22 protein-coding genes and 1 riboswitch are annotated in these 26,684 nt (G+C 72.6%); of the genes, 15 read left to right on the forward strand and 7 right to left on the reverse strand.

Annotation, left to right across the window (positions count from 1 at the left end; genetic code table 11):
- Positions 1–246: 246 nt before the first annotated feature.
- The 4 genes from ACF08W_RS18890 to ACF08W_RS18905 are packed head-to-tail and all read left to right on the forward strand — an operon-like array spanning position 247 to position 6,180.
- A complete protein-coding gene (locus ACF08W_RS18890; RefSeq protein WP_392279890.1) occupies positions 247–3,075 on the forward strand; it encodes a family 78 glycoside hydrolase catalytic domain in 2,829 nt (942 codons plus the stop codon).
- Positions 3,072–4,376: an extracellular solute-binding protein gene (locus ACF08W_RS18895; protein WP_392279891.1), complete on the forward strand. Its 1,305-nt coding sequence runs from the start codon at positions 3,072–3,074 to the stop codon at positions 4,374–4,376. Before ACF08W_RS18890 ends, ACF08W_RS18895 begins: the two co-directional genes overlap by 4 nt.
- Positions 4,373–5,329 (forward strand): carbohydrate ABC transporter permease, encoded by a 957-nt coding sequence (locus ACF08W_RS18900; RefSeq protein WP_392279892.1) that lies wholly within the window; start codon positions 4,373–4,375, stop codon positions 5,327–5,329. Before ACF08W_RS18895 ends, ACF08W_RS18900 begins: the two co-directional genes overlap by 4 nt.
- Complete coding sequence (locus ACF08W_RS18905) at positions 5,326–6,180, forward strand: carbohydrate ABC transporter permease (protein ID WP_352274358.1); 855 nt, start codon at positions 5,326–5,328, stop codon at positions 6,178–6,180. The genes ACF08W_RS18900 and ACF08W_RS18905 overlap by 4 nt, the downstream gene beginning before the upstream one ends.
- Before the next feature lie 59 nt (positions 6,181–6,239).
- Here ACF08W_RS18905 and ACF08W_RS18910 read toward each other — a convergent pair whose 3' ends face one another.
- From ACF08W_RS18910 to ACF08W_RS18930, 5 genes are read right to left on the reverse strand one after another with little or no spacing between them, the layout of a single operon-like run.
- Entirely contained in the window at positions 6,240–8,444 is a 2,205-nt protein-coding gene (locus ACF08W_RS18910) for a trehalase family glycosidase (protein ID WP_392279893.1), read from the reverse strand.
- Positions 8,441–10,474, reverse strand: a complete 2,034-nt coding sequence (locus ACF08W_RS18915; protein WP_392279894.1) for a beta-galactosidase — start codon at positions 10,472–10,474, stop codon at positions 8,441–8,443. Before ACF08W_RS18915 ends, ACF08W_RS18910 begins: the two co-directional genes overlap by 4 nt.
- Positions 10,471–11,328 carry a carbohydrate ABC transporter permease gene (locus tag ACF08W_RS18920; protein WP_392279895.1) on the reverse strand — a complete coding sequence of 286 codons (858 nt, stop codon included), beginning with the start codon at positions 11,326–11,328 and terminating at the stop codon, positions 10,471–10,473. The genes ACF08W_RS18915 and ACF08W_RS18920 overlap by 4 nt, the downstream gene beginning before the upstream one ends.
- Positions 11,325–12,251: a carbohydrate ABC transporter permease gene (locus ACF08W_RS18925; RefSeq protein WP_392279896.1), complete on the reverse strand. Its 927-nt coding sequence runs from the start codon at positions 12,249–12,251 to the stop codon at positions 11,325–11,327. Before ACF08W_RS18925 ends, ACF08W_RS18920 begins: the two co-directional genes overlap by 4 nt.
- A gap of 4 nt (positions 12,252–12,255) precedes the next feature.
- Positions 12,256–13,593, reverse strand: coding sequence for an ABC transporter substrate-binding protein (locus ACF08W_RS18930; RefSeq protein WP_392279897.1), 1,338 nt, complete (start codon positions 13,591–13,593; stop codon positions 12,256–12,258).
- Between the two features lie 144 nt (positions 13,594–13,737).
- Here ACF08W_RS18930 and gcvPA point away from each other — a divergent pair, with 144 nt between their 5' ends.
- The 6 genes from gcvPA (at position 13,738) to ACF08W_RS18960 (ending at position 20,499) form a co-directional block, all read left to right on the forward strand.
- On the forward strand, positions 13,738–15,129 hold the full coding sequence (gcvPA, locus tag ACF08W_RS18935; RefSeq protein WP_392279898.1) for an aminomethyl-transferring glycine dehydrogenase subunit GcvPA: 1,392 nt from the start codon (positions 13,738–13,740) through the stop codon (positions 15,127–15,129).
- Positions 15,126–16,724 carry an aminomethyl-transferring glycine dehydrogenase subunit GcvPB gene (gene gcvPB, locus ACF08W_RS18940; RefSeq protein ID WP_392279899.1) on the forward strand — a complete coding sequence of 533 codons (1,599 nt, stop codon included), beginning with the start codon at positions 15,126–15,128 and terminating at the stop codon, positions 16,722–16,724. Before gcvPA ends, gcvPB begins: the two co-directional genes overlap by 4 nt.
- Entirely contained in the window at positions 16,721–17,854 is a 1,134-nt protein-coding gene (locus ACF08W_RS18945) for an ATP-NAD kinase family protein (protein WP_385213791.1), read from the forward strand. The genes gcvPB and ACF08W_RS18945 overlap by 4 nt, the downstream gene beginning before the upstream one ends.
- A 41-nt stretch (positions 17,855–17,895) precedes the next feature.
- Entirely contained in the window at positions 17,896–18,642 is a 747-nt protein-coding gene (locus tag ACF08W_RS18950; protein ID WP_385213795.1) for an SDR family NAD(P)-dependent oxidoreductase, read from the forward strand.
- 49 nt (positions 18,643–18,691) lie between these two features.
- Positions 18,692–19,333, forward strand: a complete 642-nt coding sequence (locus ACF08W_RS18955; RefSeq protein WP_385213797.1) for a GntR family transcriptional regulator — start codon at positions 18,692–18,694, stop codon at positions 19,331–19,333.
- A gap of 116 nt (positions 19,334–19,449) precedes the next feature.
- The gene (locus tag ACF08W_RS18960; RefSeq protein WP_392279900.1) at positions 19,450–20,499 is read left to right on the forward strand and encodes an NAD-dependent epimerase/dehydratase family protein; all 1,050 of its coding nucleotides are present in this window, start codon (positions 19,450–19,452) and stop codon (positions 20,497–20,499) included.
- A 49-nt stretch (positions 20,500–20,548) separates the two neighbouring features.
- Here ACF08W_RS18960 and ACF08W_RS18965 read toward each other — a convergent pair whose 3' ends face one another.
- On the reverse strand, positions 20,549–20,842 hold the full coding sequence (locus tag ACF08W_RS18965) for a type II toxin-antitoxin system Phd/YefM family antitoxin (RefSeq protein WP_352274347.1): 294 nt from the start codon (positions 20,840–20,842) through the stop codon (positions 20,549–20,551).
- Positions 20,843–21,277: 435 nt separating this feature from the next.
- On the opposite strand from ACF08W_RS18965, the gene ACF08W_RS18970 reads away from it, so the two are divergent.
- From ACF08W_RS18970 to ACF08W_RS18990, 5 genes are all read left to right on the forward strand, one after another.
- Positions 21,278–22,504, forward strand: a complete 1,227-nt coding sequence (locus tag ACF08W_RS18970) for a cytochrome P450 (RefSeq protein WP_392279901.1) — start codon at positions 21,278–21,280, stop codon at positions 22,502–22,504.
- A 35-nt stretch (positions 22,505–22,539) separates the two neighbouring features.
- Positions 22,540–22,734 carry a ferredoxin gene (locus tag ACF08W_RS18975; protein WP_352274345.1) on the forward strand — a complete coding sequence of 65 codons (195 nt, stop codon included), beginning with the start codon at positions 22,540–22,542 and terminating at the stop codon, positions 22,732–22,734.
- 488 nt (positions 22,735–23,222) lie between these two features.
- The gene (locus ACF08W_RS18980; RefSeq protein ID WP_352274344.1) at positions 23,223–23,861 is read left to right on the forward strand and encodes an ATP-dependent Clp protease proteolytic subunit; all 639 of its coding nucleotides are present in this window, start codon (positions 23,223–23,225) and stop codon (positions 23,859–23,861) included.
- A 7-nt stretch (positions 23,862–23,868) separates the two neighbouring features.
- Positions 23,869–24,177 carry a hypothetical protein gene (locus ACF08W_RS18985; protein ID WP_352274343.1) on the forward strand — a complete coding sequence of 103 codons (309 nt, stop codon included), beginning with the start codon at positions 23,869–23,871 and terminating at the stop codon, positions 24,175–24,177.
- Positions 24,178–24,570: 393 nt separating this feature from the next.
- Positions 24,571–24,737: riboswitch (cyclic di-AMP (ydaO/yuaA leader) on the forward strand.
- A gap of 3 nt (positions 24,738–24,740) precedes the next feature.
- A complete protein-coding gene (locus tag ACF08W_RS18990) occupies positions 24,741–25,214 on the forward strand; it encodes a C40 family peptidase (RefSeq protein WP_385213815.1) in 474 nt (157 codons plus the stop codon).
- A 188-nt stretch (positions 25,215–25,402) separates the two neighbouring features.
- On the opposite strand, the gene ACF08W_RS18995 is transcribed toward ACF08W_RS18990, so the two are convergent.
- On the reverse strand, positions 25,403–26,545 hold the full coding sequence (locus tag ACF08W_RS18995) for an 8-amino-7-oxononanoate synthase (protein WP_392279902.1): 1,143 nt from the start codon (positions 26,543–26,545) through the stop codon (positions 25,403–25,405).
- Positions 26,546–26,684 lie beyond the last annotated feature (139 nt).

Consider the following 26,684-nt stretch of genomic DNA (forward strand, 5'->3'; position numbering starts at 1 on the left):
CACGCCCGTCCATGTGGTAATCACAGCGTGAATATCACAGGGGAATCATGCGCCACAAGACTACTCGCGCATGGTCATTTTGCCGTTCGCGGGCGGTTAGTTGGGGATACATCGACCATTTCCGGAGTGGTCGGCAACGGCGCGGCGACACTCTTGACACCCTTTGGACCTGCTCCTAGTCTCCACGCCACAGAATTAACGTTAGATTTCACATCGGAAAATTCGGTACGAAGAAAGGGCGTGCTCGTGTCCGGTGTCCGGAGGCTGCGGCCGTACGCGCTGCGCTGCGAGCACCGCACCACCCCGCTGGGAATCGACGAGCCCGCCCCCCGGCTCTCCTGGCGGCTGGCCTCCGATCTCCGGGGCGACGACCCGGTGGCGTACCGGGTCCGGGTCGCGGGGCGTGCCGAGGATCTGGACAGCGGCGGTCAACTCCTCTGGGACACCGGCCGGGTGGCCGACACTCGTGCGGTGGCGGTCGACTACGCGGGACCGGTGCTGGCGGGCCTCACGCGCTTCCACTGGCGGGTGTCGGTATGGTCGGCCGGTTCCGGCGCGCCCGCCGAGGCCGACTCGTGGTTCGAGACCGGATTCACCCGGGCGGATCAGTGGCGCGCCGTGTGGATCGCCCAGGGGCCGCGCCCCGTCGACGTCATGGACGCGCCCACCGAGGGCGAGTTCGCGCTCGACGACCACGGGCTGGCCCCCTGCCCCCTGTTACGCCGGTCCTTCACCGCCCCGGCCGGTGCCCGCGGCCGCGTCCACGTCAGCGCGCGCGGCCTGTACGAGCTGCGGCTCAACGGGGAGCGGGTGGGCGACGCGGAGCTGGCCCCCGGCTGGACGGACTACCGCCACCGCGTCCAGTACCAGACGTACGACGTCACCGCGTTGCTCCGGGAGGGCGAGAACGTCCTCGCGGCCACCGTGGCCGACGGCTGGTGGAGCGGGTTCGTGGGGTTCGAGCCGCGCCGGGCGGGCGCCCACTACGGCTCGTTCCCGCAGTTCCTGGCCGAGCTCCGGCTGACCGGGCCGGACGGCGCGGAGGCCGTGGTCGCCACCGACGCGAGCTGGCGCACCGCCACAGGAACGATCCGCCACGCCGATCTGCTGATGGGCGAGTGCCACGATCTGCGCCACGCCGCCGAGGGCTGGGAGCTGCCCGGCTTCGACGACTCCGGCTGGCCGTCCGCCGTGGTCACCGACACCGGTCACGAATCCCTCGTGGCCTCCCCCGACGAGCCGGTCCGGGCGATGGCGGAGCTGCGCCCCCGTTCGGTGAAACGTCACTCCTCCGGCGTCCACGTCGTCGACTTCGGCCAGAACCTCGCTGGACGGCTGCGGCTGACCGTCCGTCACCTGGCGGCCGGAGCGCGGGTGGTGGTCCGGCACGCCGAGGTGCTGGACGGGGCGGGGCGGCTGTACACGGCCAACCTGCGCACCGCCGCCGCGACCGATGTGCTCGTCGGGGACGGCCGTGAGCACCTGGTGTTCGAGCCCCGCTTCACGTACCACGGGTTCCGGTACGCGGAGATCAGCGGCCTCGCCGAGTTGGCCGAGGCGGACGTGGTGGCCGTGGTCCTGCACAGCGACACCCCGTGGGCCGGGGAGTTCGACTGCTCGGACGCGGGGCTGAGGCGGCTGCACGACTGCGTGGCCTGGGGGCAGCGCTCGAACTTCGTCAGCGTGCCCACCGACTGTCCGCAGCGCGACGAGCGGCTCGGCTGGCTGGCCGACGCCCAGGTCTTCCTTCCGACCGCCGCGCTCAACGCGGACGTGGCCGCCTTCTTCACCAAGTGGCTGCGCGACATCGAGGACGCCCGTACCCCGGACGGCGGTTTCACCAACGTGGCCCCGCGCCTGGTGGGGGTGGCCGACGAGGGCGCGCCCGGCTGGGCCGACGCGGGGGTGATCATGCCCTGGCACCTGTACCGCAGCTACGACGACCCCCGATTCCTCGCCCGGTCCCTGGACGCCATGTGCGCCTGGGTCGATCTGGTGCACCGTCACAATCCGGACCTGGTCTGGCGTCACCGGGTCGGGCCGCACTTCGCGGACTGGCTCGCCCCCGGTACGCCCACCCCGCGCGAGGTCGTCGCCACCGCGTACTTCGCGCACAGCGCCCGGCTGACCGCCGAGGCCGCCGGGGTGCTGGGCCGGCCGGAGCCGGAGCGCCGCTACCGCCGGCTGGCCGAGGAGATCCGCCGCACGTTCGCCGAACGCTTCGTCACCGTCGACGGAGCGGGCGACGGGGCGGGCGTACGGATCGCGGGCGACACCCAGACCGGCTACCTCCTCGCGCTCGCCTTCGAGCTGCTGCCCGACGGGCCGGCCGCCGGAGCCGCCCGAAGGCTCGCCGAGCTCGTGGAGTCGGCCGGGCCCGCGCTGCGGACCGGCTTCCTCGGGGTGGCGCTCGCCGCTCCCGTCCTCGACGCCCACGGCCGGGCCGACCTCGCCCACGCGCTGCTGCTGCGCGAGGAGGTGCCGTCGTGGCGGTTCCCGCTCCGGCACGGTGCCACCACGATCTGGGAGCGGTGGGACGGCTGGACGCCCGACGCCGGGTTCCGGGCGCCGTCGATGAACTCCTTCAACCACTACGCGCTCGGCTCGATCGGCGAGTGGCTGTACCGGGGCGTCGCGGGACTGGACCAGGCGCCGGACTCCACCGGGTTCCGGAAGCTGCGGATCAGGCCGCGTCCCGGCGGTCTGCGCCACGCGAGCGCCCGCCACGAATCGGTGCGCGGCACCGTCATGGTGACCTGGGAGCGGCGCGGCGGACTGATCGCCCTGCGCCTCACGGTGCCGCCCGGGGCCACCGCCGAGGTGCACCTGCCGACCACGGACCCCGGTTCGGTCCGTGAATCGGGGCTGGTGCCGGACCCCGGCGACCCGCACCTCACCCGGATACGGGTCGCCGCCGACCATGTGCTCTACCAGGTGGCCTCGGGTTCCTACCGCTTCACCGCCGCCCATCCCCCGGCCGAGGGCCGCTCCGGAACACCCGGGGCCCGCCGGCCGTCCGCGCCGCCCGTACCCGGCCGACGCGCTTCAGGCTCGCACGAGGAGGAAACACCATGACGACGGGTTCTCGCTCTTGGCCGGAACACCGCACGGTCGGCCGCCGGGGCTTCCTCCGGATCGGCGGCGGGGCCGCGGCGCTCGCCGCCCTGCCGCCCACGCTGACCGCCTGCTCGACCTCCGGCGGCGGTTCCGGAAAGGTCCGCGTCGTCGGCGTCGCCGACCAGCAGAAACCGGTCGAGGAGCTGATCGCCCGCTACCGCGAGGCGCACCCCGACTCCGCGTTCACCACCTCCTTCGCCCCCACCGACCAGGTCCAGACGGTGGTGCGCACCCAGCTCGCCGGCGGCAACGCCCCCGATGTGCACGTGCTCTACCCCGGCAGCGGCAGCGCCATGTCCATGGTCGAGCTGGCCCGGGCCGGGCTGCTGGCCGACCTGAGCGACCAGCCCTGGACGAAGGAGGTCCCGGCCAACTTCCATCCGGCGTACCGGTACCGGGGCAAGACGTATCTCTACTCGGCGGGCAGCAGCGTCATCGGGGCCATCCACAACAAGAAGGCCTTCGCCAGGGCCGGGGTCGAGCAGCCGAGGACCTGGGACGAACTCCTCGACGTCTGCGCCAAGCTCAAGGCCAAGGGCATCGTCCCGATCGCGCTCGGCACCCAGACCCCCTGGGTCACCCAACTGATCACGTACGCCCTCGTCCCCAACGCCGTCTACGCGAAGAACCCCGGCTTCGACGCGGACATGGCCTCGGGCACGGCGCACTTCCGCGGCTCCGGGTGGGCCGACGCGCTGGGCAGGTACCAGGAGCTCCAGCGCCGCGGCTTCTTCAACGAGAACCCCAACGGCACGACGTACGAGCAGCAGACCTCGATGGTCGCGAGCGGCCGGGCCGCGATGGCCGTGCAGGTCTCCGCGGTACTGGCCAACTTCCGCCAGGCGGCGCGCGATCCGCAGGACCTGGGGATGTTCCCCTTCCCCGGCGGCGACGACCCCGGGAAGCTGTGGATCCCGGCGGGCATCGTCGTGGGGCTCGGGGTCTCCGCGCGGTCCCGCAAGGACGGGGCGAAGGAGTTCGTGGAATTCCTCGGGAAACAGGAGAACATCGACCGCTGGGCGCAGTCCGTGGCGGCGATCCCCTTCAAACGCGGCGCCACCACGAAGACCGATCCCGCTCTCGACGGCTTCCTGCCCGTCATCGACGCCGGGCGGGCGGTGCCGTTCATGGACCAGAGCTGGCCCAACGCCGAGGTGCAGCCCGCCCACTTCGCCGCCGTGCAGGACCTCCTCGCGGGCAAGACGGACGTCGACGGGGCGCTCGGCCAGATGGACGAGGCGTACGGGAAGCAGTCGTGACCAGCACCTTCGAACAGACCACCCCGGACGCGCCGGGGCGGGACGCGGCCGGTCCGCGTACCGGCGGCCGGACCCGGCGCCGCGACCACACCGTGCCGCCGTGGCTCTTCGTCGCGCCCGCGCTCGTCGTCTACGCCGTCGTCGTGCTCTACCCGAGCCTCGCCGGGGTGATGTACGCCTTCACCGACTGGTCCGGGATCGGCGGTTTCTCCTTCACCGGCCTGGCCAACTTCCGCGAGCTGCTCGCCGACGACCGGGCCCTGGAGTCGGTCGCCAACACCCTGCTCCTCACCGTCGCCGTGGTCGTCGTCCAGAACGGCATCGGGCTGCTGCTCGCGCTCGGTGTCCACGCCAACATCAGGTCCCGGGCCGTGCTGCGGCTGATCTTCTTCGCCCCGGCCGTGGTCAGCCCCGTCATGGTCGCGATCCTCTGGAAGTACATCTACAACCCGGACAACGGCGCCGGTCTCAACGGCCTCCTCGGCGCCGTCGGGCTCGGCTCGCTGCGCCAGGACTGGCTGGGCGATCCCTCGCTCGCCCTGTGGTCGGTCGCGGCGATGGTGGTGTGGCAGTACGCGGGCTACTCGATGGTGGTCTTCCTCGCCGGGCTCCAGGGGGTGCCCGCCGAACTCCACGAGGCCGCGCGGATCGACGGCGCGGGCTCCTGGCAGCGCTTCCGCTACGTCACCTGGCCGCTGCTGGCCCCGGCGCTGACCATCAATCTGATGCTGTCGACCATCGGCGGCCTCAAACTCTTCGACCAGGTCTACGCCGCCACCAACGGCGGCCCCGGCACCTCCAGCGAGACCCTGTCGACCGTCCTGTACAAGGAGGCTTTCGTCTACGGGAAGTTCGGCTACAGCACCGCCGTCGCCCTGGTCCTCGCGCTGTTCGTCGCCGCGGTCTCCCTGGTCCAGCTCCGCTATCTGCGCGCGCGGGAGGTCACCGCATGAGCACCCCCACGGCCGCCGGACGGCGGCGCCCCGCACTGCCCGTCGGGCGATACGCCCTGGAACTGGTGATGGCCGCCGTCGCCGTCGTCTTCCTGTTCCCGGTGTACGCCCTGATCACCCTGGCCATGAAGGACCCCCGGCAGATCTCCCAGTCCCCGCTGTCGCTGCCCTCGCCGCCCACCTTCGGCAACTTCGGCGACGCCTGGTCCTCCGCCTCGCTGGGGCCCGCCCTGGTCAACAGCACCGTCATCACCGCCGTCAGCCTGCTGCTCCTGGTCGTCCTCGGCTCCACCGGGGCGTACTACCTCGCCCGCTGCGCCCGGGGGCTGGGCTACGGGCTGTACGTCCTGTTCCTGCTGGGCATCGTGCTGCCCTTCCAGCTCGGCATGATCCCGCTGTACAAACTGGTCGACGGACTCGGCTGGCTCGGCACGTACCAGGGGATGGTCCTCTTCTACACCGGCATCCAGCTGCCCTTCACCGTCTTCCTGTACACCGGGTTCGTCCGCGCCCTGCCGCAGGACTACGCACAGGCCGCGCTGATCGACGGCTGCAACCACCGGCAGGCGTTCACCCGGATCGTGTTCCCGCTGCTGCGCCCGATCACCGGCACCGTGATCATCCTGAACGCGGTGTTCGTGTGGAACGACTTCTTCACCCCGCTGCTGTACCTGGGCGGCTCCGCCCGGGAGACCGTGCCGGTCGGCGTCTTCGCCTTCGTCGGGCAGTACGTCTCGGACTACGGGCTCGTCTTCGCCGGGCTGGTGCTCGCCGCGCTGCCGGTCTTGATCGTCTTCGTGGTGCTCCAGCGCTATGTGATCAAGGGCTTCGCGGGCGGTCTCAAGGGCTGAGTGCGCTCGTGGACCCGCGGTACGGGGGCGCGGCGGCCGGCCCCCGTACCTCCCGGCTCCTACCGGTCCCGGGTGAGCATCGGCAGCAGCAGGGCCGCGGACCAGCTGAAGTTGGGCGCGTTGAGCGGTGCGCCGGTGGTCGGGTCGTAGTTCTCCATGATCGGCCCGTTGCCCGCGAGACCGGAGGCCCGGTCCAGGAGGCGGTCCGTCAGGGCGTCCGCGTCCTTCGCGTACCCGTAGCGGCGCAGCCCGCCGAGGGCGAAGTACGCCTGGTCGAGCCAGACGGGGCCGCGCCAGTAGGCGGTCGGCGCGAAGTACGGGGAGCTCTTCGCCACGGTCGGGAAGGGGACGGTGGTGGCGAACTCGGCCGGGTCGGTGAGCTTCGCGCGCACCGCGCGGGCCTGGGCGGCGGAGGCGGTGCCGGTCCAGAGCGGGACGGCGCCCTCGATGCCGCGGCCCCGGGCGGTGAGCGGGGCGCCGGTGCCGAGCGCGATGTCGTGGAACCAGCCGTCGGCGGCGTCGTACATCCGGGTGCGTACGGCGGTGGCGGTGGCGTCCGCGCGGCGCTTCCAGTGCCGGGCGTCGGCGGTCCGGCCGAGGGCGCCCGCGATCGACGCCAGGTACCCCTGGTCGGCGGCGAGGTAGGCGTTCAGGTCGACCGACTCCTGGTCGAGGGAGTGGCCGAGGAGCGTTCCGTCGGCGGCCCGGTTGGCGACGACCCCGGTGCCGAGGGCCGCGTCGAAGCGGGGCGCGTTGTCCATGCCGCTCTCCCAGGCGGCGGCCAGGCGCTGGTCGGCGGCGGACTCGTTGGCCGGGTCGACGGTGGCGCCGTACTCGGCGAGGCCGTTGCCGTCGTGGTCCCGGTTGCGGTACCACCACGCCTGGTAGGCGGCGAGCTTCGGGTACATCTCGCGCAGGAAGCCCTTGTCCCGGCTCTTCCCGTACACCTCCCAGACCGCCCAGGCGGCCAGCGGGGGCTTGGAGTTGCGTTCGTTCCAGTTGCCGCCGCCGCGCGAGGGGTCGTTGTAGAAGACGGCGTCGGGGATCATTCCGGCGTCCTGCGGGCGGGTGGCGGAGTCCGGGGTGATCTGCCAGTCGAACATGGAGCGGATCTGCGACTGGGCGAGCCGGGGGTCGAAGCGCGCGGTGCCGACGGCCTGTTTCCAGGTGTCCCAGGCCCAGATCCCGCCGGTGAACCACTTGTAGGAGATCGACGGGGTGATGCCGTCGTGCTTGATCCGCCCGGCGGCGCTGCGCCAGTTGGTGACGAGCGTCTCCAGCGACTTCACGGCGGTGCGCCGCCGCTCGGCGGGGACGCCCCGGGTGACTCCGGCGACGTAGCCCCGCCAGCGCCGGTCGGCGGCGGCGCCGACGGCTTCGGGGCGGGCCAGTACGGAGCGGACTCCGGCCCGTTCGGTGGCGCGTTCGGCGGCGGTGAAGGTGTAGGACTCGGTCCAGTCGAAGCGGTGCGAGCGGCCGGGGGCCAGGGTGACCGGCTTCTCGGCCTCGGTGCGGTAGGTGTCGCCGTGCACGGTGGTGCGGACGCGGTCCTTGTGGGTGACCTCGAAGCGTTCCGTGCCGTCGGTGAGGTAGTCCCAGGTCTCGCGGACCTCGGCGAAGTCGACGCCGACGCCGGAGGGGGTGGCGGTCAGCGAGGGTGCGTCGCGCATGGGCCGGTCGGCGGGGCGCAGCAGGTTGCCGGTCCACGCGGCGTCCAGGGTGCGCGGGGTGCGGCCGGTGTTGCTGAGTTCGGCGCCGACCAGGGCGGTGCGGTCGGTGGCGAAGCGGAGTTCGAGGGTGAGGCGCAGGCCGCCACCGAGGTCGTAGGACTGGACGAGGCGGCCCGGCAGCGAGGTGAAGCGGGGGGCGGAGCCGGCGGCCAGGTCGAGGGGGCGGCCGTGTTCGGTGAGCCGGATGCGGCTGAAGGAGCCGCTGAGCCACCAGGGGTATTCCTGGGCGATGTAAAGGGGGCCGGTGAAGCCGCCGTAGCTGTCCGTGTCGCCGGTCTTCGGCAGGGCGTAGGCGTGCCAGGCGCCCTGGTCGGCGAAGACGTTGACCGGGTTGTTGTCCTCGCCGTCGCCGGGCTCTGCGGCGGTGGGGGTGCCGCGCAGGTCGAGGACGTCGGCGTAGGCGGGCGGGGGCGCGGGCCGTTCGTGGGCGGCGGCGGTCCGCGGGACGGCGAGGGCGCAGCCGGCGAGGAGGAGCGCGGTGAGGGCGCTCACCGGACGGTGCGTGGACAGGTGCCGGTCTCTCCAGCGGGTCATTTTCCGGTCTCTCCTGGGTGGGTGGGGAGGCGCAGGACGGCGGCGCCGAGCGGGCCGAGGTCGAGGTGACCGTGGACGGGGGCGCCGGTGAGCAGGTCGGTGGCGCCGGTGGCCCAGGGGCCGGTGAGCGGGGTGCGGGCCGGGTGGTCACGGTGGTTGAGGACGAAGAGGTGGCTGCCGTGCTCGCCGGTGCGTACGGTCGCCTCGACGCCGTCGGGGACGTCGGGGAGCACGGGGCGTACGCCCGCCGCGTCCAGCGCCGGGCCGAGCACGGTGGCGATGGAGTCGCCGAGGTGGGCGCCGGTGTACCAGGCGGTGCCGGCGCCGTGCCGGCGGCGGGTGACGGCGGGGCAGCCGGCCAGCTCACCGGTCGCGTAGGTGTCCAGGACCTCCGTGTCCGGGTCCTCGGGTTCGATCCACTCGCTCCACAGGGTGGCGCGGGCGCCGGAGGCGAGCGGCACCGACTCCTCGTCCGGGAGGGGCCAGAACTCGTCGACGCAGACGCCGAGCAGTGCGCGCAGCGGGCCGGGCGCCCCGCCGTCGTGGATGTGGTCGTGGCCGTCGACGACGCCGCTGAAGGGGCCGCAGACGAAGTGGCCGCCGCCGTGGACGTAGGCGGCGATCCGTGCGGCGTCCTCGGTGCGCAGCAGATGGAGGTTGGGGGCGAGGACCGCCCGGTAGCCGGTCGGGTCGGCGCGCGGGGGGACGAAGTCGACGGTGACGGCGCGGGCGTGGAGCGCGGTGTACCAGGGGCGCAGGAGGTCGCGCCAGCGCATCCGGGCGGAGGGGTGGTCGTCCGCCTCCAGCGCCCACCAGGAGTCCCAGTCGAGGAGGATCGCCACGTCGGCGGTGGTGGTGGCGCCCGCAACGGAGGCGAGGCGGGCGAGTTCGGCGCCGAAGCGGACCGTCTCCCGCCAGCCCCGGGAGGCGGTGCCCCGGTGCGGGAGCATCGCGCTGTGGTACTTCTCCGCTCCGGCGCGGGAGGCCCGCCACTGGAAGTACATGATGCCGTCGGCGCCCCTGGCCAGGGCCTGGAGGGACCAGAGGCGTTGCAGGCCGGGCCGTTTGGGGACGTTGACGGGCCGCCAGCTGACGGCGGAGGGCGCCTGTTCGAGGAGGAGCCAGGGGCGGCCGCCCTTGAGGGAGCGCATCAGGTCGTAGGTGAGGGCGGCGTTGACATGGGCCTGCGGGTCGGCGGGGTCGGGGTAGGCGTCGTCGGAGACGAAGTCCTCGTGGCGGGCCCACTCCCAGTAGTCGAGTGCTTTGAACATCGACATGAAGTTGGTGGTGGCGGGGGTGTCGGGGCTGAGTTCCCGCAGGGCCTCGCGTTCGGCGCGGTGGCAGTCGAGCAGGGCGTCGGAGCAGAAGCGGCGCCAGTCGAGCAGCTGGGTCGGGTTGACCGGTCCGGGGGCGGTGCGGGGCGGTTCGATCTCCTCGTACGTGCCGTAGTGCTGGGACCAGAAGGCGGTGCCCCAGGCGTGGTTGAGGGCGTCGATCGGGCCGTAGCGCTCGGTGAGCCAGCTGCGGAAGTGTGCGGCGGAGCGGGCGCAGAAGCATTCGGTGACGTGGTCGCCGTACTCGTTGTGGATGTGCCAGAGCGCGAGGGCGGGGTGGTGCGCGTAGCGTTCGGCGAGGGTGCGGGTGAGACGGAGCGCGGCGGCGCGGTAGTCGGGCGAGGAGGGGCAGTAGTGCTGCCGGGAGCCGAATTCGAGGCGTACGCCGTCGGCGGTGACCGGCAGGATCTCGGGGTGGGCGCGGACCAGCCAGGCGGGCGGCGAGGCGGTCGCGGTGGCGAGGTCGACGGCGATGCCGTGGGCGTGCAGCAGGTCCAGGAGCCGGTCGAACCAGTCGAAGTCCCAGGTGTCGGGGCCTGGTTGGAGCCGGGCCCAGGAGAAGACGCCGACGGTGATCATGGTGACGCCGGCCTCGCGCATCAGCCGGGCGTCCTCGGCCCATACCTCCTGCGGCCACTGCTCGGGGTTGTAGTCGCCGCCGTACAGGAGGCCGGGGACGCGGGTCAGGCCGTTCATCCCTTCACCGCCCCACCGAGGAGTCCGGCGACGAACTGCCGCTGGAAGAGGAGGAAGAGGAGCATCAGCGGGAGGGTGGCGAGGAGCGATCCCAGCATCAGTCCGGAGTAGTCGACGTGGGTGAGTCCGGTGAGCGTGTTGAGTGCGACGGGCACGGTGTACTTCTCCTCGGAGTTCAGCATGAGCAGCGGCCAGATGAAGCTGTTCCACTGCGCCATGAACGTGAAGATGACCAGGGCGCCGAGCTGGGGGCGTACGCAGGGCAGTACCACCTGGTAGAAAGTACGCACCTCGCCGGAACCGTCGATGCGGGCCGATTCGAGGAGTTCGTCGGGGAAGTCGACGAAGCCCTGCCGCATCAGCAGGATGCCGAAGGAGTTGACCAGGAACGGCAGGATCACCGCCTGGTAGGAGTCGATCCAGCCGACGCTCGCCATCATCTGGAACAGCGGTACGAGCAAGACCTGGAACGGGATCATCATCGTGGCGAGCACCGCGCCGAGCAGCAGGCCCCGGCCGCGGAAGCGGAACTTGGCGAGGCCGTAGCCGCACATGGCGGAGATCAGTGTGCTGAGCACGGTGTGGACGACGGCGACGCCCGCGCTGTTGAGCAGGACCCGGCCGAAACCGATGGTGTCCTGGAGCCGGACGAGGTTGTCGAGGAGCCGGCCGCCGGGCAGGAGGGGCGGCGGCGAGTGGAAGAGTTCCGAGGTGGAGTGGGTCGAGGCGATCGCCATCCAGAGGAACGGCACCAGGCTGACGACGGCACCGGCCGCGAGGAGCAGCCGGACGAACAGGCGGCCCGCGCGCAGGGCCGGGTGGACGCGCACGGGGTTCTGCGGGAGGGCGGTCACCGGCGGCGCTCCCTTCCGAAGGCGAGGTACTGGAGGGCGGAGACCGCGGCGATGAGGAGTACGACGACCCAGGCGATGGCGGCGGCGTAGCCGAAGTCGAACTGCTGGAAGCCGATCCGGTAGAGGTAGAGGACCGGGGTGAGGGTGGCGTCGTCGGGGCCGCCCTTGGTGAGGACGTAGTTCTCGTCGAAGAGCTGGAGCGTCCCGATGGTGGAGGTGATCACGCAGAACAGGACGATGGGGCGCAGCTGCGGCAGGATGACGCGGGCGTACGTGGACAGGGTGCCGGCGCCGTCGATCGCCGCGGCCTCGTACTGCTCCTTGCCGATGGCCTGGAGTCCGGCGAGCAGGATGACGGTGCTGTAGCCGGTCCAGCGCCAGGTCAGGGAGAGGATCAGGGAGATCCGGGCCCAGGTGGGGCTGTTGAGCCAGTCGATCTCTCCGATGCCGACGCCGCCGAGTATCTGGTTGACCAGTCCGCCGTCGGTCTTGAGGAGCACCTGGAAGACGACCGCGTACGCGACGAGGGTGGTGACGGCGGGCAGGAAGTAGAGGGCGCGCCAGGTGCCCCGGAAACGCAGCCAGGACTGGTTGAGCAGGACGGCGAGGACGAGCGCGAGCCCGATCATGACGGGGACCTGGACGACCAGGATGGCCCCGGTGTTGACCAGCGACTTCAGGAACACGGGGTCGTCGATCATCCGCCGGTACTGGTCGAGTCCGACCCAGCGGCTGGAGCCGGCCTCCTCGGCGGTGAAGCTCTGCAGCAGGCTCGCGCCGAGCGGGTAGGCGAAGAAGAGCGCGAAGAGCGCGGCGGCGGGCCCGGCGAAGATCCACGCGGTGGGGCGGCGCCGGGTGCGGCGGGCCGGGGCGCGGGCGGGGGTGGGGGTGGCCGCCCGGTCGGGGGCGGTGGTGACGGCCATCGGGCTACTTCATCCTCTCCCGGCCGGTGGCCGCGGCGATCTGCCGGGCCGCCGATTCGAGGGAGGCGCGCGGGTCCTTGCCGCGGAGTGTCACCCCGGTGACGGCCGCGACCATGATGTCCACGGCCTTCGCGTCGTCCTTGGTGTACTCGACCGGCGGGATGGTGCGGGTCAGACCGGCGAACAGGTCGAGGACCCGCTGGCCGCCGAAGTACTCCTGCCCGGCGCCCACGTACGGGTCGTCGAGTGCGGGCAGGTAGGCGGGGAAGAGGCCCTCCTGCTTGAGCATGGAGACCTGGTTGGCCCGGTCGGTGAGGACGAACTCGATGAACGCCCAGGCCAGCTCGGGGTTCTTGCTCTGGGCGGGGACGCAGAGGGTGGAGCCGCCCTCGTTGGAGGTGCGGGGGCCGTCGGCGGTGAAGCCGGGCAACGGCACCACGCCGAACCTGCCCTTCAGTTCCGGCATCTCGTCGGTGAGGGTGCCGGTCCACCAGGCGGCGGTGGGCGTGGTGGAGGCCTTGCCCTCCTTGGTGCCGGTGACCAGCCCGCTCCAGCCCTTCTCGTAGTCGACGAGGCCCCGGTCGTGCAGGGCCTTCATCAGGGTGAGGGCCTTCACGGCCTCGGGGCTGTCGACCGCGACCCGGCCGTCCTTGAAGTAGGCCTGGCCCTGCTGCTGGAGGAGCAGGGGCAGGATCCCGGTGTTGGTGGTGTCCATGATGAGCAGCTTGTGGCCGGTGGCCTTCTTGACGCGGACGCCGGCCGCCACGTAGTCGTCCCAGGTGAGGAGCGCTCGCGGGTCGACCCCGGCGGCGCGGAAGTGGTCCTTGCGGTAGTACAGCGCGCAGGGGCCGATGTCCCAGGGCAGGCCGAAGACCTCGTGGCCGGGGCCGGTCACGGTGCGCCAGGAGGCGCGGTCGAAGTCGCCTCCGTAGCGGCCGCCGAGGGCGCCGAGGTCGTAGAAGCCCTGGGGGAAGTTGCCCGCGTACCGGGGCAGTTGGTTGCCGCCGATGGTGAGGACGTCGGCGAGGCCGGAGCCGCCGCGCAGGCCCACGGTCATCTTGTCGGCGGCGTTGTCGTAGCCGATGTCGGTGACGGCGACGGTGGTGCCGGGATGGCGCTTCTCGAAGGTGCGGGCGAGGCGCTTGAGGGCGTTGGCGGCCACGTCCCACGACCAGACGGTGATCTTCCCGCTGACCTTGCCCCCTCCGTCCTTCTTCCCGCCGCCGAGGTCGCGGCTCGCGCCACCGCCGGTGCCTCCCATGGCGCATCCGCCGGCCAGGGCGGCCGTGGCGATGGCGATCCCGGTGGACAGAACGGCCCGTCGGGTGGGTCGTGTTGACACTCTTGCCTCCTGGAGCCTGAATGCCTAATGCTGTATTCAGAACACTGAATGACGGAGGCTGCCGTCAAGAGGTGTACACACAAAGACTTTTGCTGCTGTGTCCACGACCGACCCGCCCGAGTCGGCCCACGCGAAAGGCGCGGCATGACGCCACCCCAGGAACCGGTCCCCCCGTTCACCCATCCGTACATCCCCAACGCCGTACCGGCCGTGCGGCAGGCGATGCTGGACGAGATCGGCGCCGCGAGCGTCGAGGACTTCTACGCCGACATCCCGGACTCCGTCCGGCTGCACCGCCCCCTCGACCTGCCCGCACCCCTGCGTTCGGAAGCCGAACTCACCCGGCACATGGAGGGACTGCTCGGCCGCAACACCTCGACGCGGCAGGTGCTGAGCTTCCTCGGGTCGGGCTGCTACCAGCACCATGTCCCGGCCGTCGTGGACGAGGTGGTCAACCGCAGCGAGTTCCTCACCGCCTACGCGGGCGAGCCCTACGAGGACCACGGCCGCTTCCAGGCGCTGTGGGAGTACCAGTCGATGATGGCCGAGCTGCTCGACGTGGAGGTCGTCAACGTCCCGGTGTACGACGGCTTCCAGGCGGCCGGGACGGCCCTGCGGATGGCCGGCCGGATCACCGGCCGCCGCCGGCTGGTGGTCGCCACGGCGATCGACGCGGACAAGCTCTCCCGCATCCGGGACTACGTACGCCCCGACCACGACGTGACGGTGGTCCCGGTCGATCCGGCGACCGGCCGCGCCGACCTCGACGCGGTCCGCGAGGCGCTCGCCGCCGGTGACACGGCCGCGGTGTACGCGGACGCGCCCTCCGCGCTCGGCATCGTCGACGAGGCGCTGCCGCTGCTCGCCCCGCTCGCCCACGACGCCGGCGCGCTGTACGTGGTGGGCTGCAACCCGCTCACCCTCGGGGTCCTCGCCCCGCCCTCCGCGTACGGCGCGGACATCGCCTGCGGCGACATCCAGCCGCTCGGCCTGCACCAGAGCTTCGGCGGATCCAACGCGGGCTTCATCGCCACCCGGGACGAGGAGCGGCTCGTCGCGGAGTACCCCTCCCGGTTGTTCGGGCTGGTGCCCACGGCGGTCGAGGGCGAGTACGGGTTCGGCGACGTGGCTTATGAACGGACCTCGTTCGCGCTGCGCGAGGAGGGCAAGGAGTGGGTCGGCACCGCCGCCGCGCTGCACGGCATCGGCGCCGGGGTCTACCTCGCGCTGATGGGCCCGCAGGGCATGCGGGAGATCGGCGACACGATCCTCGCGCTCACCGCGTACGCCCGGCGGCGCCTGGCCGAGGTCCCCGGCATCGAGGTCCCGTACGGCGACGCCCTGCACTTCGCCGACTTCACCGTCCGCTACTCGGGTGCCCGTACGGCCGCCGAGATCAGTGCCGGGCTCAAGGAGCGGGGCATCTACGGCGGCACCCCGACCGGCACCCGCGAGGCCGCGTACTGCGTCACCGAAGTCCACACCAAGGCCGACATCGACCGGCTCGCCGCGACCCTGGAGGAGATCGTCAAGTGACCGCCCACACACCGGTTTCCGTGGAGCCCGAGCAGGCGCGCATCGCGGCCAGACCGCCGCTGCGCAGGTTCCGGCAGGCCTCCTGGGACGAGGAGCTGATCTTCGAGCTGGGCTCCCCGGGCGAGCGCGGCGTGCTCGTCCCCGTCCCGGACCCGGCCGTCGAGCCGGTCCCGGTCCCGGCCGCGCTGCGCCGGGCCGAACCCCCCGCCCTGCCGGAGCTGTCCCAGCAGCAGGTCCTCCGCCACTATCTGCGCCTCTCGCAGGAGAACCTGGGCGCCGACCTCAACATCGACGTCGGCCAGGGCACCTGCACTATGAAATACAGCCCCAAGGTCAACGACCAGTTCGTCCGCGACCCCCGGATCGCCGCGCTCCACCCGCTCCAGGACGCCGACACCGTGCAGGGCGTCCTCGGGATCGTCCACGGCCTGGAGGAGCTGCTGAAGGAGATCTCCGGCATGGACCGGGTCTCGCTCCAGCCGGGCGCCGGTTCCGCCGCGATCTACACCAACGTCGCGATGATCCGCGCCTACTTCGCCGCGCGCGGCGAGCTGGAGCAGCGCGACGAGGTCATCACGACGATCTTCTCCCATCCGTCGAACGCGGCCTGCGCGAAGACGGCGGGCTTCAAGGTCGTCACCCTCCACCCGGACGCGGACGGCTACCCGGACATCGAGGCACTCAGGGCGGCGGTCGGCCCGCGCACGGCGGCGCTCCTCATCACCAACCCCGAGGACACCGGCATCTACAACCCGCGCATCGAGGAGTTCGTGCGGATCGTCCACGAGGCGGGCGGCCTGTGCTCGTACGACCAGGCCAACGCGAACGGCATCCTCGGCATCACCCGGGCCCGGGACGCGGGATTCGACCTGTGCCACTTCAACCTGCACAAGACGTTCTCGACGCCGCACGCCTGCGGCGGCCCGGCGGCGGGGGCCTGCGCGGTCACCGAGGAGCTGGCCCCGTACCTGCCGCGTCCGACGGTCGAGCGCGACCCGGACACCGGGCTGTTCCGGCTGGACGACGACCGGCCGGAGTCGGTCGGCAAGATGCGGCCGTTCTACGGAGTGGTGCCGAACCTGGTCCGCGCCTACGCCTGGATCATGTCGCTCGGCGCCGAGGGGCTGCGGACCGCCGCCGAGACGGCCGTGCTCAACAACAACTACCTGCTCCACAAGGTGCGGCGGATCCCCGGGGTGTCGGTGCCGTACGCGCAGGGCCGCCCCCGCGTGGAGCAGGTCCGCTACAGCTGGGAGAAGCTCCACCGGGACACCGGGCTGCACTCCGAGGACCTCGGTCTGCGGGCCGCCGACTTCGGGACGCACTACTGGACCAGCCACCACCCCTACGTGGTGCCCGAGCCCATGACGCTGGAGCCCACCGAGTCCTACACCCGCGCCGACCTTGACGAGTACGCGGCGATCCTCGCCGAGGTGGCCCGCGAGGCGTACGAGGACCCGGAGACCGTGCGCACCGCACCGCACCGCTCGACGATCCACCGGGTCCGCCCGGAGGCGCTGGACTCCCCGGAGACCTGGGCGGTCTCCTGGCGCGCCTACCGCCGCAAGGTGCTCGGCGAAACGGACCGGGGGTGACCCGGATCGGCCTGGTGGTCAACCCGGTCGCCGGGCTCGGCGGCCGGGTGGGGCTGGGCGGCACCGACGGCCCGGACCGGGCGCGCGCCGCGCTCGCGCGGGGCGCCCGCCCGCTGGCGGGGACACGGGCCACCACCGCCCTGGCCGAACTCGCCGCCCGTGCCGGCCGGGCGCCCGTCGTCGTCACCGCGGCCGGGCCCCTGGGCGCCGGCCCGGTCGCCGCCGCCGGACTCACAGGGCGGGTGGTGTACGACGCGGGCACCGGGCGGGACACCTCGGCGGCGGACACCGCCGCCGCGGTGCGGGCCGTCGTCGCCGAGGGGGTGGAGCTGCTGCTCTTCGCGGGCGGCGACGGCACCGCGCGGGACGTGCTGGGCGCGCTGGACGGCGTGCGGTGCCCGGTCCTCGGCGTACCGACCGGGGTGAAGATGCACTCGGCGGTCTTCGCCGTCAACCCGCGCGCCGCGGGCGAGGTCGCCGCGGCGTGGCTGGAGCGCGCGGGCGCGGTCCGGCTGCGGGACGCCGAGGTGATGGACCGCGACGAGGAGGCGCTGGACCGGGGCCGGGTCGCCTCCCGGCTCTTCGGGTGGCTGGCGGTCCCGGACGTACCGGTCCGGGTGCAGCAGCGCAAGACCGGTTCCACCGCGGCGGCGCCGGAGGCGGTGGGCGGCATCGCGGCGGAGGTGGCCGAGCGGGTCGGGTCGGGGCTGCTGGTGCTCGGCCCCGGCACCACCACCCGGGCGGTGGCGGCGGCACTCGGCGCGGACACCTCGCTCACCGGCGTGGATGTCCTCGCGCTGCGGCCGGGCCTGCCGCCCCGGGTCGTGGTCCGCGAGGCCGCCGAGGCCGACCTCCTGACGCTCGGGCCCGCCTGGGTCGCCCTCTCCCCCATCGGCGGCCAGGGCTTCCTCCTGGGGCGGGGCAACCAGCAGATCTCACCGCGCGCCCTGCGGGCGACGGGCGGGCGCGAGCGTCTGCTGATCCTGTGCACCGAGGCGAAACTGGCCGCGCTCGGCGGCCGCCCCCTTCTTCTCGACACCGGCGACGACGCGCTCGACGCGGAGCTGTCCGGCCACCGCCCGGTCATCACCGGCCGGCGGAGCTCCGCGCTGTACCGCCTGGCCGGCTGACCACCCACCTGTCCCTCGACACCGTGACCAAGGAGCCCAGCATGTTTTCCCTCGACGGCAAGCGCGCGATCGTCACCGGCGGCGGAGCCGGGATCGGCCGCGCCACCGCACAGGTCCTCGCCGAACTCGGCGCCCGGGTGGTGGTCGCCGACATCGACACGGACGGCGGCGAGAGCGCCGCGAAGGACACCGGCGGCGTCTTCGTCCGCTGCGACGTCTCCCGGCGCGAGGACTGCGAGGCCGTGGTGCGCACGGCCGAGGAACGGTTCGGCGGGGTGGACGTCCTCTTCAACAACGCGGGCGTCATCCGCCGTTCCACGGTCTGCGAGATCACCGACGACGACTGGGACCTGGTGATGGCGGTGAACATCCGCTCGGTGATGCTGATGAGCCGGCTGGTGATACCGGGGATGGCGGCGCGGGGCGGCGGCTCCATCGTCAACACCGGCTCCGGGTGGGGCATCCGGGGCGGCGGCCGGGCCGTCTCGTACTGCGCCTCCAAGGGTGCCGTCGTCAACATGACCCGGGCCATGGCCATCGACCACGGCCCCGACAACATCCGGGTCAACTGCGTCTGCCCCGGCGACACCGCGACGGGGATGCTCGCCGACGAGGCCCGCCAGCTCGGCGAGAGCGCCGACGCCTTCTACGCCGACGCCGCCGACCGGCCGCTCGGCCGGATCGGGCAGCCCCGCGACATCGCGCAGACCGTGGCGTTCCTGGCCTCCGACGCCTCGGCGTTCCTGAGCGGGGCGGTCATCCCCGTCGACGGCGCCGGTACCGCGTGACTTTCCGGTAGCGGATAATCGACCGGACCGAAGGGGAGGGCAGCCGCACATGCCAATCGAGAACCGCCCGCTGCGCGAACAGGTCAAGGAGGAACTGATCAGGCGCCTCGGGCGCGGCACGATCGCGACCAACTCACCGATCAACGAAGGGCAGCTCGCCACCGAGCTCGGTGTCAGCCGTACGCCGCTGCGCGAGGCGCTGATCACGCTGGAGCGCGAGGGCGTCATCACCAGCGAGCGCGGCAAGGGCTTCCGCTTCACGCCGCTCAGCGCGCAGGAGTTCCGCGACCTGTCCGCGATCGTCGCGACGCTGGAGGCCCTCGCCCTGGAGTCCAGCGATCCGGAGCATCTGGCGGCGGCGGCCCCCCGGCTGCTGGAGGAGGCCCGCGCCTTCTCGGCCCCGCAGGCCCCGCACGACGTCATAGAGCGGTACGACGACGCCTGGCACGACCTCCTCCTGTCCGGCTGCACCAACGACCGGCTGATGAAGCTGATCACCTCCCTGAAGGTGACGATGCACCGCTACGAGCGGGTGGCCCTGGGCGACCAGGACATCCTGGAGCGCTCCGCGGAGGAGCACGAGCGGATCGCCGAGTGCCTGCAGCGCGGCGACCTGGAAGCGGCCGTCGCGGCGCTCAAGGAGAACTGGAACAGCGGGATGCACCGCATCCTGGAGCATCTGACGGACTGACCGGGGCGGCGTCCGCAGCGCCGCCCCGGAGTTCCCGGAACGGTGACGCCGAGAGCGGATCCGCGCCGGGTGAACACCGCCGCGGTTCCCGGTGGATCCCCCCTACCGTCGCTCCCATGAGCCGAGGAAACGCATGGGTGCTGGGAGCGACGGGACAGATCGGACGGGTGGCCGTACGGGCGCTCGTCGAGGACGGCTGGGAGGTGACGGCCGCCTCGCTCGGCGGCGGCCGGGACGAACGGTGGGACGGGGCGGTGCGCACGGTCGCCCTGGACCGGGACGTGGACGGGGCGCTCGCGGCGGCGCTGGGCGAGGGGTGCGACCTGCTGGTGGACATGGTGGCGTTCCACGGGGGCCATGCCCGTCAGCTGACCGGTCTCGCCGACCGGATCGGCTCGGCGGTGGTCGTCTCCAGCGGCGCGGTCTACGAGGACGACCGGGGCCGCAGCTTCGACACGCACGGCGAGCCGGACGGCGCGCCGCACTATCCGGTGCCGATCCCGGAGTCTCAGCGCACCCTGCCGCCGGGCGACGCCACGTACGGGAAGCGGAAGATCCAGCTGGAGCGGGCGTTGCTGGCGGCCGGTGAGAGCCTGCCGGTGACACTGCTGCGGGCCGGCGCGGTGCACGGCCCGCACTGCCGCTCCCCGCGTGAGCTGTACTTCGTGAAGCGGGTGCTGGACGGCCGGGAGCGGCGGGTGCTCGCCCTCGGCGGCAGGGCCCGGTTCCACCCGGTCCATGTCTCCAATCTGGCCGAGCTGATCCGGCTGGCGGCGCTGCGGCCCGGCTCGCGGGTGCTCAACGCCGGTGACCCGTACGCGCCGACGGTCGCGGAGATCGGCGAGGCCGTCGACGCGGTACTGGGGCGCAGCACGGTGACGGTGCTGCGGGAGGGGATGCCGGAGGAGGGCTTCGTCGGCTTGACCCCGTGGAGCGGCGCGCACCCCATCGTGTACGACATGACGGCGGCCGGGCGTGAGCTGGGCTACCGGCCGGTCACGGACTATGCCGGCTCGCTCCCCGAGACGGTCGAGTGGCTCGCGGCGCAACTGGCCGACCGGGACTGGCGGGACGCCTTCCCCGCCCTGCTGCGGGCGTACGGGGAGAAACTCTTCGACTACGCGGCGGAGGACGCCTGGCTGGCGGCGTACGACCGGGAGCACTGAGGGGCGGCGGCCGGAGCTTGCCCCGGGAGTGGTGTCGGCGCGGCGCCGTTCAGCGGCCCGGCTCGGGCCGCTCCCCGGGCTCGCGGTGCTCCGCCGCGATGCCGAAGCGCTGACGCTCGCCGGGAACGGACGGCGCCGACCCGACCGAGGAGATCGAGCTGATCACCTGCTCCCCGGCCGCTCCCGGCTCCTGCTCAAGTCGTTCCAGGTCGGCGGCCGAGACGAGCGCCACCAACGGCTTGCCGTGGCGGGTCACCACCACGCGCTCGCCGCCGTAGACGACTCGGTTGATCAGTTCGGCGAGCTCCGCCCGGGCTTGCGTCACCGGAATCTCGTAGGCCATGCCCTCCAGCTTATGTAATGCCCGCCCGGTCCGGCGTGGTCCCGTGGCGGGGGTGACGGTCCCGGCGGAGGTGCCGGCTGCCGCCCGGGACGCGGGGCGGTGTCGCACGGTGCGGTCCGGGTCGGGGCCGTTTCCCAGCAGTACGGCCCGGCTCCGGACGCACGGCGTGCTCTTGCCGGTTGCGGTGGGTGAGGGGAGGGCGGTCGGTTCCGGTCACATTCGGCGGGTGAGCGGCCGTGCGGCCGGGGAGCGGTCCGGGGTCCGTCACCGCGCGCGGTGGCCCGGTCGGCACCGAGCGGGTGACCGCCCTGCCGTGGGTGTCGGGGATGGCCGGATAGAACGCAACAGCCGATCACCCTCGGTGATTTAGTTGCGTCAGGCTACTAATGCTGTGAGAAATGAGTCACGTGATTCCTCTTCCCCAAGGAGGTACGCATGACCGAGGCCGCGGACACGACGGTCCGACTTCCCGAACTCCCCAGCCCCCGGGCGGCGGGCTGCCCCTTCGACCCGCCGCCCGCGCTGCGGTCGCTCCAGGCCGACAGCCCCGTCACCCGGGTCCGGATCTGGGACGGAAGCAGCCCCTGGCTGATCACCCGGCACGATCATCTGCGCACGCTGCTCGGCGATCCGCGCGTCAGCTCCGACCCGGCGCTCCCGGGTTTCCCGCACCGCAACGCCGGGATGAGGGACCGGGACCAGCGGGACCCCACGTTCATCAACATGGACGATCCCGAACACGCCCGGCTGCGCCGCATGGTGACCGCCCCCTTCGCGGTCCGGCGGATGAACGCGCTGCGGCCGGCGATCCAGCGGATCGTCGACGACCTGATCGACGGGATGCTCGCCGGACCCAAACCCGTCGACCTGGTCGAGGCGTTCGCGCTTCCGGTCCCCAGCCTGGTCATCTGCGAGCTGCTGGGCGTCCCGTACGAGAAGCACGACTTCTTCCAGCGCCGCACCAAGGTCATCGTCCGGCGCACATCGACGCCCGACGAGGTGCGGGAGGCGACCGAGGCGCTCACCGACTACCTCGACGGCCTCCTGGCCGCCAAGAGCGCGGCACCCGGCGACGACCTCCTGTCCGAACTCGCCGTCAAACGTGTGGCCACCGGCGAGATGACTCGGCACGAGGCCGCGCGGATGGGCGTCCTGCTGTTGGGCGCGGGGCACGAGACGACGGCCAACATGATCGCGCTGGGCACCCTCGCCCTCCTGGAGAACCCGGACCAACTCGCCCTGCTGCGCGAGTCAGAAGACCCCGCGGTGGTCTCCGCGGCGGTCGAGGAACTGCTGCGCTACCTGAACATCACCCACTCCGGCCGCCGCAGGGTGGCGCTCGCGGACATCGAGGTGGACGGCCTCACCATCCGCGCGGGCGAGGGCATCGTCTTCGCCAACGACATCGCCAACCGCGACCCCGACGCCTTCCCCGACCCGGACCGTCTCGACCTCACCCGCGACGCCCGCCGTCACGTCGCCTTCGGGTTCGGCGTGCACCAGTGCCTGGGGCAGCCGCTGGCCCGCGTCGAGTTGCAGTGCGTGTACAGCACGCTCTACCGGCGCGTCCCCACGCTCCGGGCGGCCACCGGTATCGACCGGCTGGACTTCAAGCACGACGGCTTCGTCTACGGCGTCTACGCGCTGCCCGTCACCTGGTGAACCGCCCCTCTCCCCCGAACGGAAACGAGAAGCCGATGCGTGTGGAAGTCGACCGGCCCAAGTGTGTCGCCTCCGGTCAGTGCGTCCTGCTGGCCCCCGATGTCTTCGACCAGGACGACGACGGCATCGTCGAACTGCTCACCGACACCCCCGACCCCGCCCACCACGACGACGTCAGGGAATCGGCCGCCGTCTGCCCGGCCGCGGCGATCCGCCTGGTCGGGGCCTGACCGTCGGGCTTCCGCGCCGGATCGCCGTCGCCCCGCCCACCCCTTCGCCCCCGTCCCCTGTTTTCGCCCACCGACTCACCGGCACCCTGTCCTTCGGCATGCCGCCCAGGGCACTGCGCCCCTGGCGCGCAGCCCATCGCCGCCGGGAGTGACTGGCGGCCGACCACGGCGACGGCCCCGGCCGTGCGACCGCACATCTCCGTGAGGCACCAGGGGCGTTGACCGGCCCTCCCGGCCGGTCGACGCCCCTCGCCCGGGGTTTTCCGGCCAGGACCGGAAGCCCACGCAACGGCCGGATCGCCTCTCCACGCCTGCCCGTTCGGCGGGTTCACGGCGTTCCCGCGCGCCTCGGCCACCTCGTGGAACCGGTCGGCGGGCGGGCCAGATCGATGGCCGAATACCCCCTCCTCTTTCTGTACGTCCTGTACATTTTTCACGGAAGCCCGCCCAGGGCCCGGCCCGTACCGTTCCGGAAGAGAGGCGTCGCCATGCCGTTCCGCCCCGCAGCCCGCCATGTACTGCCCGAGTTCACCGAGCGCACGGCGGACGGTGTCCGCACCTTCGATCCGTACTCCAAGCTGCTCGCCGAGCGGATCGTCTTCCTCGGCACCCCGGTCGACGACGCCGCCGCCTCGGACCTGATCGCGCAGTTCATGTATCTGGAGCACGCGGCCCCCGACCGGCCCCTCTCGCTCTACATCAACTCCCCCGGCGGCTCGTTCGAGGCCATGTCCGCGATCTACGACACGATGCGGTACGTGAACTGCGAGGTGGAGACCTTCTGCCTCGGCCAGGCCGGCCCCTGCGCCTCCGTACTGCTCGCCGCCGGAACGCCCGGCCGTCGGCACGCGCTGCCCGGCGCCCGGGTGCTCGTGCGCCAACCCGAACTTCCCGAGCCGATGCGGGGTCAGCCGTCCGACCTGGCCATCGAGGCACGGGAGATGGAACGGCTGCACGCGCTCCTCGTCGACCTGCTGGCCCGGCACACCGGGCAGGACGCCGGGCGGATCGCCGAGGACATCGAGCGCGATCTGATCCTCGACGCGGCCGGGGCCCGGGCGTACGGCCTGGTGGACCATGTCCTGGAGAACCGGAACGCCGTCCGCGCACCGCACGGCGCGCGGTGACCGCCCGATGCGACCGCCGGAGCCCCGGCCGCTTCCCGCGCTGACCAGGGCCGAGGGGGAGTTCATCGACCGTTACCTCGATGTCGTCGACCAGGTCGGGCGGATCAACCCGGCCCGGGGCAGCGACACCTACGGCGCCCTGCGCGCCGCACAGGCGCTGGCCTCGCACGCGGTCGCACTACGGGACGCCCTGACGCTGATGCACGAGCGTGGGGAGGCACACATCCACGCCGCGACACTCGCCCGGGCGCTGCGCGTCCTGGACGGCGAGCGCCGCGCCGGGCGCGTCACCGTGCCACCGGCTCCCACCGGTTGACCGGAGCGTACGCTCCGCCGTGGGCGGCGCGGCCCACCGCACCGCCCTCGGCCCGCACCCCGTCCAGGGGGGCGACACACCCGACACGGTGATCGGATTTCCTCGCTCGTTCGGCGTAGGAAGTCCCCTGCGCAAGAGACCGCTCGACTTGCGCGTTTCGCGTGGACCACGGCTGGAACCAGCGCTTCCGCCGCTGGTACCGCGCCGGTCCGATCATCCGGCGACGGTCCGGAAGGACAGATGTCCACCCGAATGGATCAGCCGTGAGGAGCCTCACATATCCGTTTTTCAGCTCGGAAATCCACCGGCCCGTGGGTCAAGATCCCTGGGACGACAAGCCCCCGCCACCGCGGCGGGGCGGTCCGGGTGGACGCCGAGTCCTGCCGCCGTCCGGATGCCTGGTCGACGAAAGTGGATCGGCAGGAGTGGAGGACCCGAGCACAACGGGTCGGCCCGGGCACACCGGACGACCCTCGGGGTGAAGCCGCACCACGCGGCCGGGCGACTTCGCAGGCCCGAACCCGACAGGTCACCCTTCACAGGCGGCTGACGAAGGGTTGCGCATGTCTGCGCAGGTTCATGTCCCGTCCTTGCTCGCCCGGGCCGGCACGGCCTCGGTCCTCACTCTCGCCGCCGTCGGCGGCACCATGTTCGCGCCGGGCGCCCCTACGGAGGCCCAGGCCGCGACCGTATCGATGAAGGCGCTCGACATCGCGGCGTCGAAGAAGGGCTCACCGTACCGCTGGGGCGCCGCGGGCCCCCACCGCTTCGACTGCTCGGGCCTGACGCTCTACGCGTTCAAGAAGGCGGGCAGGACGCTCCCCCGCACGGCCCAGCAGCAGTACAACCGGGCCAAGCACGTCCGGTCCTCGGACCGGCGCCGGGGCGACCTGGTCTTCTTCCACTCCGGCCGCAGCGTCTACCACGTCGGGATCTACGCCGGGGAGAACCGGATCTGGCACTCCCCGAAGGCCGGCGCCGTGGTGAGGCTGGAGAAGATCTGGAGCAGGAGCGTCTACTACGGCCGGGTCGGCTGAGCCCCGGCCGGCCCGCCACGCGGTCGCGGCCGCGTATCGCGTTCGGCGCCGGACCGTCCGGCGCGGCCCCCTCCCTGATCGGCTCCGGCCCGTCCGGCCCGACGGAAGGGAGGGGCCGCGCGGTCCTCACCGGACCGCGCGGCACGCCGTCGCACCCCGGCCGACGGACACGTACGGGGCGAGTGCGGTCAGCCGGCGGGCGCGGTGCGCAGGACGGTCGACACAGCAGTGGCGATCTCCTCCTCGGTCAGGTCGGCGCGCGCGGTCAGCCGGAGCCGGGACACCCCGTCCGGCACCGACGGGGGCCTGAAGCAGCCGACGGCGACCCCGGCGGCGCGGCAGTCGGCCGCCCAGCGCACCGCCGCGTCCGCGGAGGGGGCGCGCACCGACACCACGGCCGCGTCGGGGCGTACGGCGGTCAGCCCGGCCCCGGTCAGCCGTTCGTGGAGCGTGGCGGCCACCGCGCGGGCCCGGCCGGGCCGTTCCGGTTCGCGGCGCAGCAGCCGCAGGCTCGCCAGGGCGGCGCCCGCCGCGGCCGGTGCGAGACCGGTGTCGAAGATGAACGTCCGGCCCGTGTTGACGAGGTGTTCGATGACACGGGCCGGTCCGAGGACGGCCCCGCCCTGGCTGCCCAGGGATTTGGAGAGGGTGAGGGTGGTCACGGTCCCGGCGGTGCCCGCGAGCGAGGCGGCGGCCGGCGCCCCCCGGCCGCCGGGCCCGAGCACGCCCAGGCCGTGTGCGTCGTCGACGAGCAGGGCGGCGTCCTCCGCGCGGCAGACCTCGGCCAGTTCGGCCAGCGGGGCCGCGTCGCCGTCGACCGAGAAGACGGAGTCCGTGACGGCGAGCGCCCGCCCGTCCCGTGTCCGCAGGGCCTTGCGTACGGCCTCGGGGTCGGCGTGCGGGACGACGGCGGTCCGGGCGCGGGAGAGCCGGCAGCCGTCCACGATCGAGGCATGGTTGCCCGCGTCGGAGACGATCAGCGAGCCGTGTCCGGTGAGCGCCGTGACGGCGGCGAGGTTGGCCGCGTAGCCGGACGACAGCACCAGGGCCGCCTCGAAGCCGCAGAACTCGGCCAGTTCCCGTTCGAGTTCGGCGTGGAGCGCGGTGGAGCCGGTGACCAGCCGTGAACCGGTCGCACCCGCGCCCCATTCGTGTGCGGCGGCCGCCGCGGCCGCCGTGACGTCGGGGTGTCTGGCCAGCCCCAGGTAGTCGTTGCTCGCGAGGTCCAGGAGCCCGGAGGCGGCGGGCCGGGGGCGGAGGACACGGACGAGTCCGGCATCGGCACGACGGCGTGCCTCGGCGTCGATCCAGCCGAACGGGTCGAAGGGCATGAGCGGTCCCTTTTGTAGGCAGCTCACAGACCCTAACCGTGGGAACCGCCGGTCATGGTGTGGCAATACACACACCCTCGACAGGCACTGTTGTCCGGTTCCTCCTTGGCTGCGGGACGCCGGTAGGACAGGATCTTCG

It is taken from the genome of Streptomyces sp. NPDC015144 (genome assembly GCF_043079735.1).
Lineage (GTDB): Bacteria > Actinomycetota > Actinomycetes > Streptomycetales > Streptomycetaceae > Streptomyces.

What these genes read in the sequence shown, in the direction of transcription:
- ACF08W_RS18895 (WP_392279891.1), top strand. Translation starts at nt 3,072, where the DNA reads ATGACGACGGGTTCTCGCTCTTGGCCGGAACACCGCACGGTCGGCCGC.
- ACF08W_RS18905 (WP_352274358.1), top strand. Translation starts at nt 5,326, where the DNA reads ATGAGCACCCCCACGGCCGCCGGACGGCGGCGCCCCGCACTGCCCGTC.
- ACF08W_RS18910 (WP_392279893.1), bottom strand. Translation starts at nt 8,444, where the DNA reads ATGACCCGCTGGAGAGACCGGCACCTGTCCACGCACCGTCCGGTGAGC.
- ACF08W_RS18915 (WP_392279894.1), bottom strand. Translation starts at nt 10,474, where the DNA reads ATGAACGGCCTGACCCGCGTCCCCGGCCTCCTGTACGGCGGCGACTAC.
- ACF08W_RS18925 (WP_392279896.1), bottom strand. Translation starts at nt 12,251, where the DNA reads ATGGCCGTCACCACCGCCCCCGACCGGGCGGCCACCCCCACCCCCGCC.
- gcvPA (WP_392279898.1), top strand. Translation starts at nt 13,738, where the DNA reads ATGACGCCACCCCAGGAACCGGTCCCCCCGTTCACCCATCCGTACATC.
- ACF08W_RS18950 (WP_385213795.1), top strand. Translation starts at nt 17,896, where the DNA reads ATGTTTTCCCTCGACGGCAAGCGCGCGATCGTCACCGGCGGCGGAGCC.
- ACF08W_RS18955 (WP_385213797.1), top strand. Translation starts at nt 18,692, where the DNA reads ATGCCAATCGAGAACCGCCCGCTGCGCGAACAGGTCAAGGAGGAACTG.
- ACF08W_RS18960 (WP_392279900.1), top strand. Translation starts at nt 19,450, where the DNA reads ATGAGCCGAGGAAACGCATGGGTGCTGGGAGCGACGGGACAGATCGGA.
- ACF08W_RS18965 (WP_352274347.1), bottom strand. Translation starts at nt 20,842, where the DNA reads ATGGCCTACGAGATTCCGGTGACGCAAGCCCGGGCGGAGCTCGCCGAA.
- ACF08W_RS18970 (WP_392279901.1), top strand. Translation starts at nt 21,278, where the DNA reads ATGACCGAGGCCGCGGACACGACGGTCCGACTTCCCGAACTCCCCAGC.
- ACF08W_RS18975 (WP_352274345.1), top strand. Translation starts at nt 22,540, where the DNA reads ATGCGTGTGGAAGTCGACCGGCCCAAGTGTGTCGCCTCCGGTCAGTGC.
- ACF08W_RS18980 (WP_352274344.1), top strand. Translation starts at nt 23,223, where the DNA reads ATGCCGTTCCGCCCCGCAGCCCGCCATGTACTGCCCGAGTTCACCGAG.
- ACF08W_RS18985 (WP_352274343.1), top strand. Translation starts at nt 23,869, where the DNA reads ATGCGACCGCCGGAGCCCCGGCCGCTTCCCGCGCTGACCAGGGCCGAG.
- ACF08W_RS18990 (WP_385213815.1), top strand. Translation starts at nt 24,741, where the DNA reads ATGTCTGCGCAGGTTCATGTCCCGTCCTTGCTCGCCCGGGCCGGCACG.
- ACF08W_RS18995 (WP_392279902.1), bottom strand. Translation starts at nt 26,545, where the DNA reads ATGCCCTTCGACCCGTTCGGCTGGATCGACGCCGAGGCACGCCGTCGT.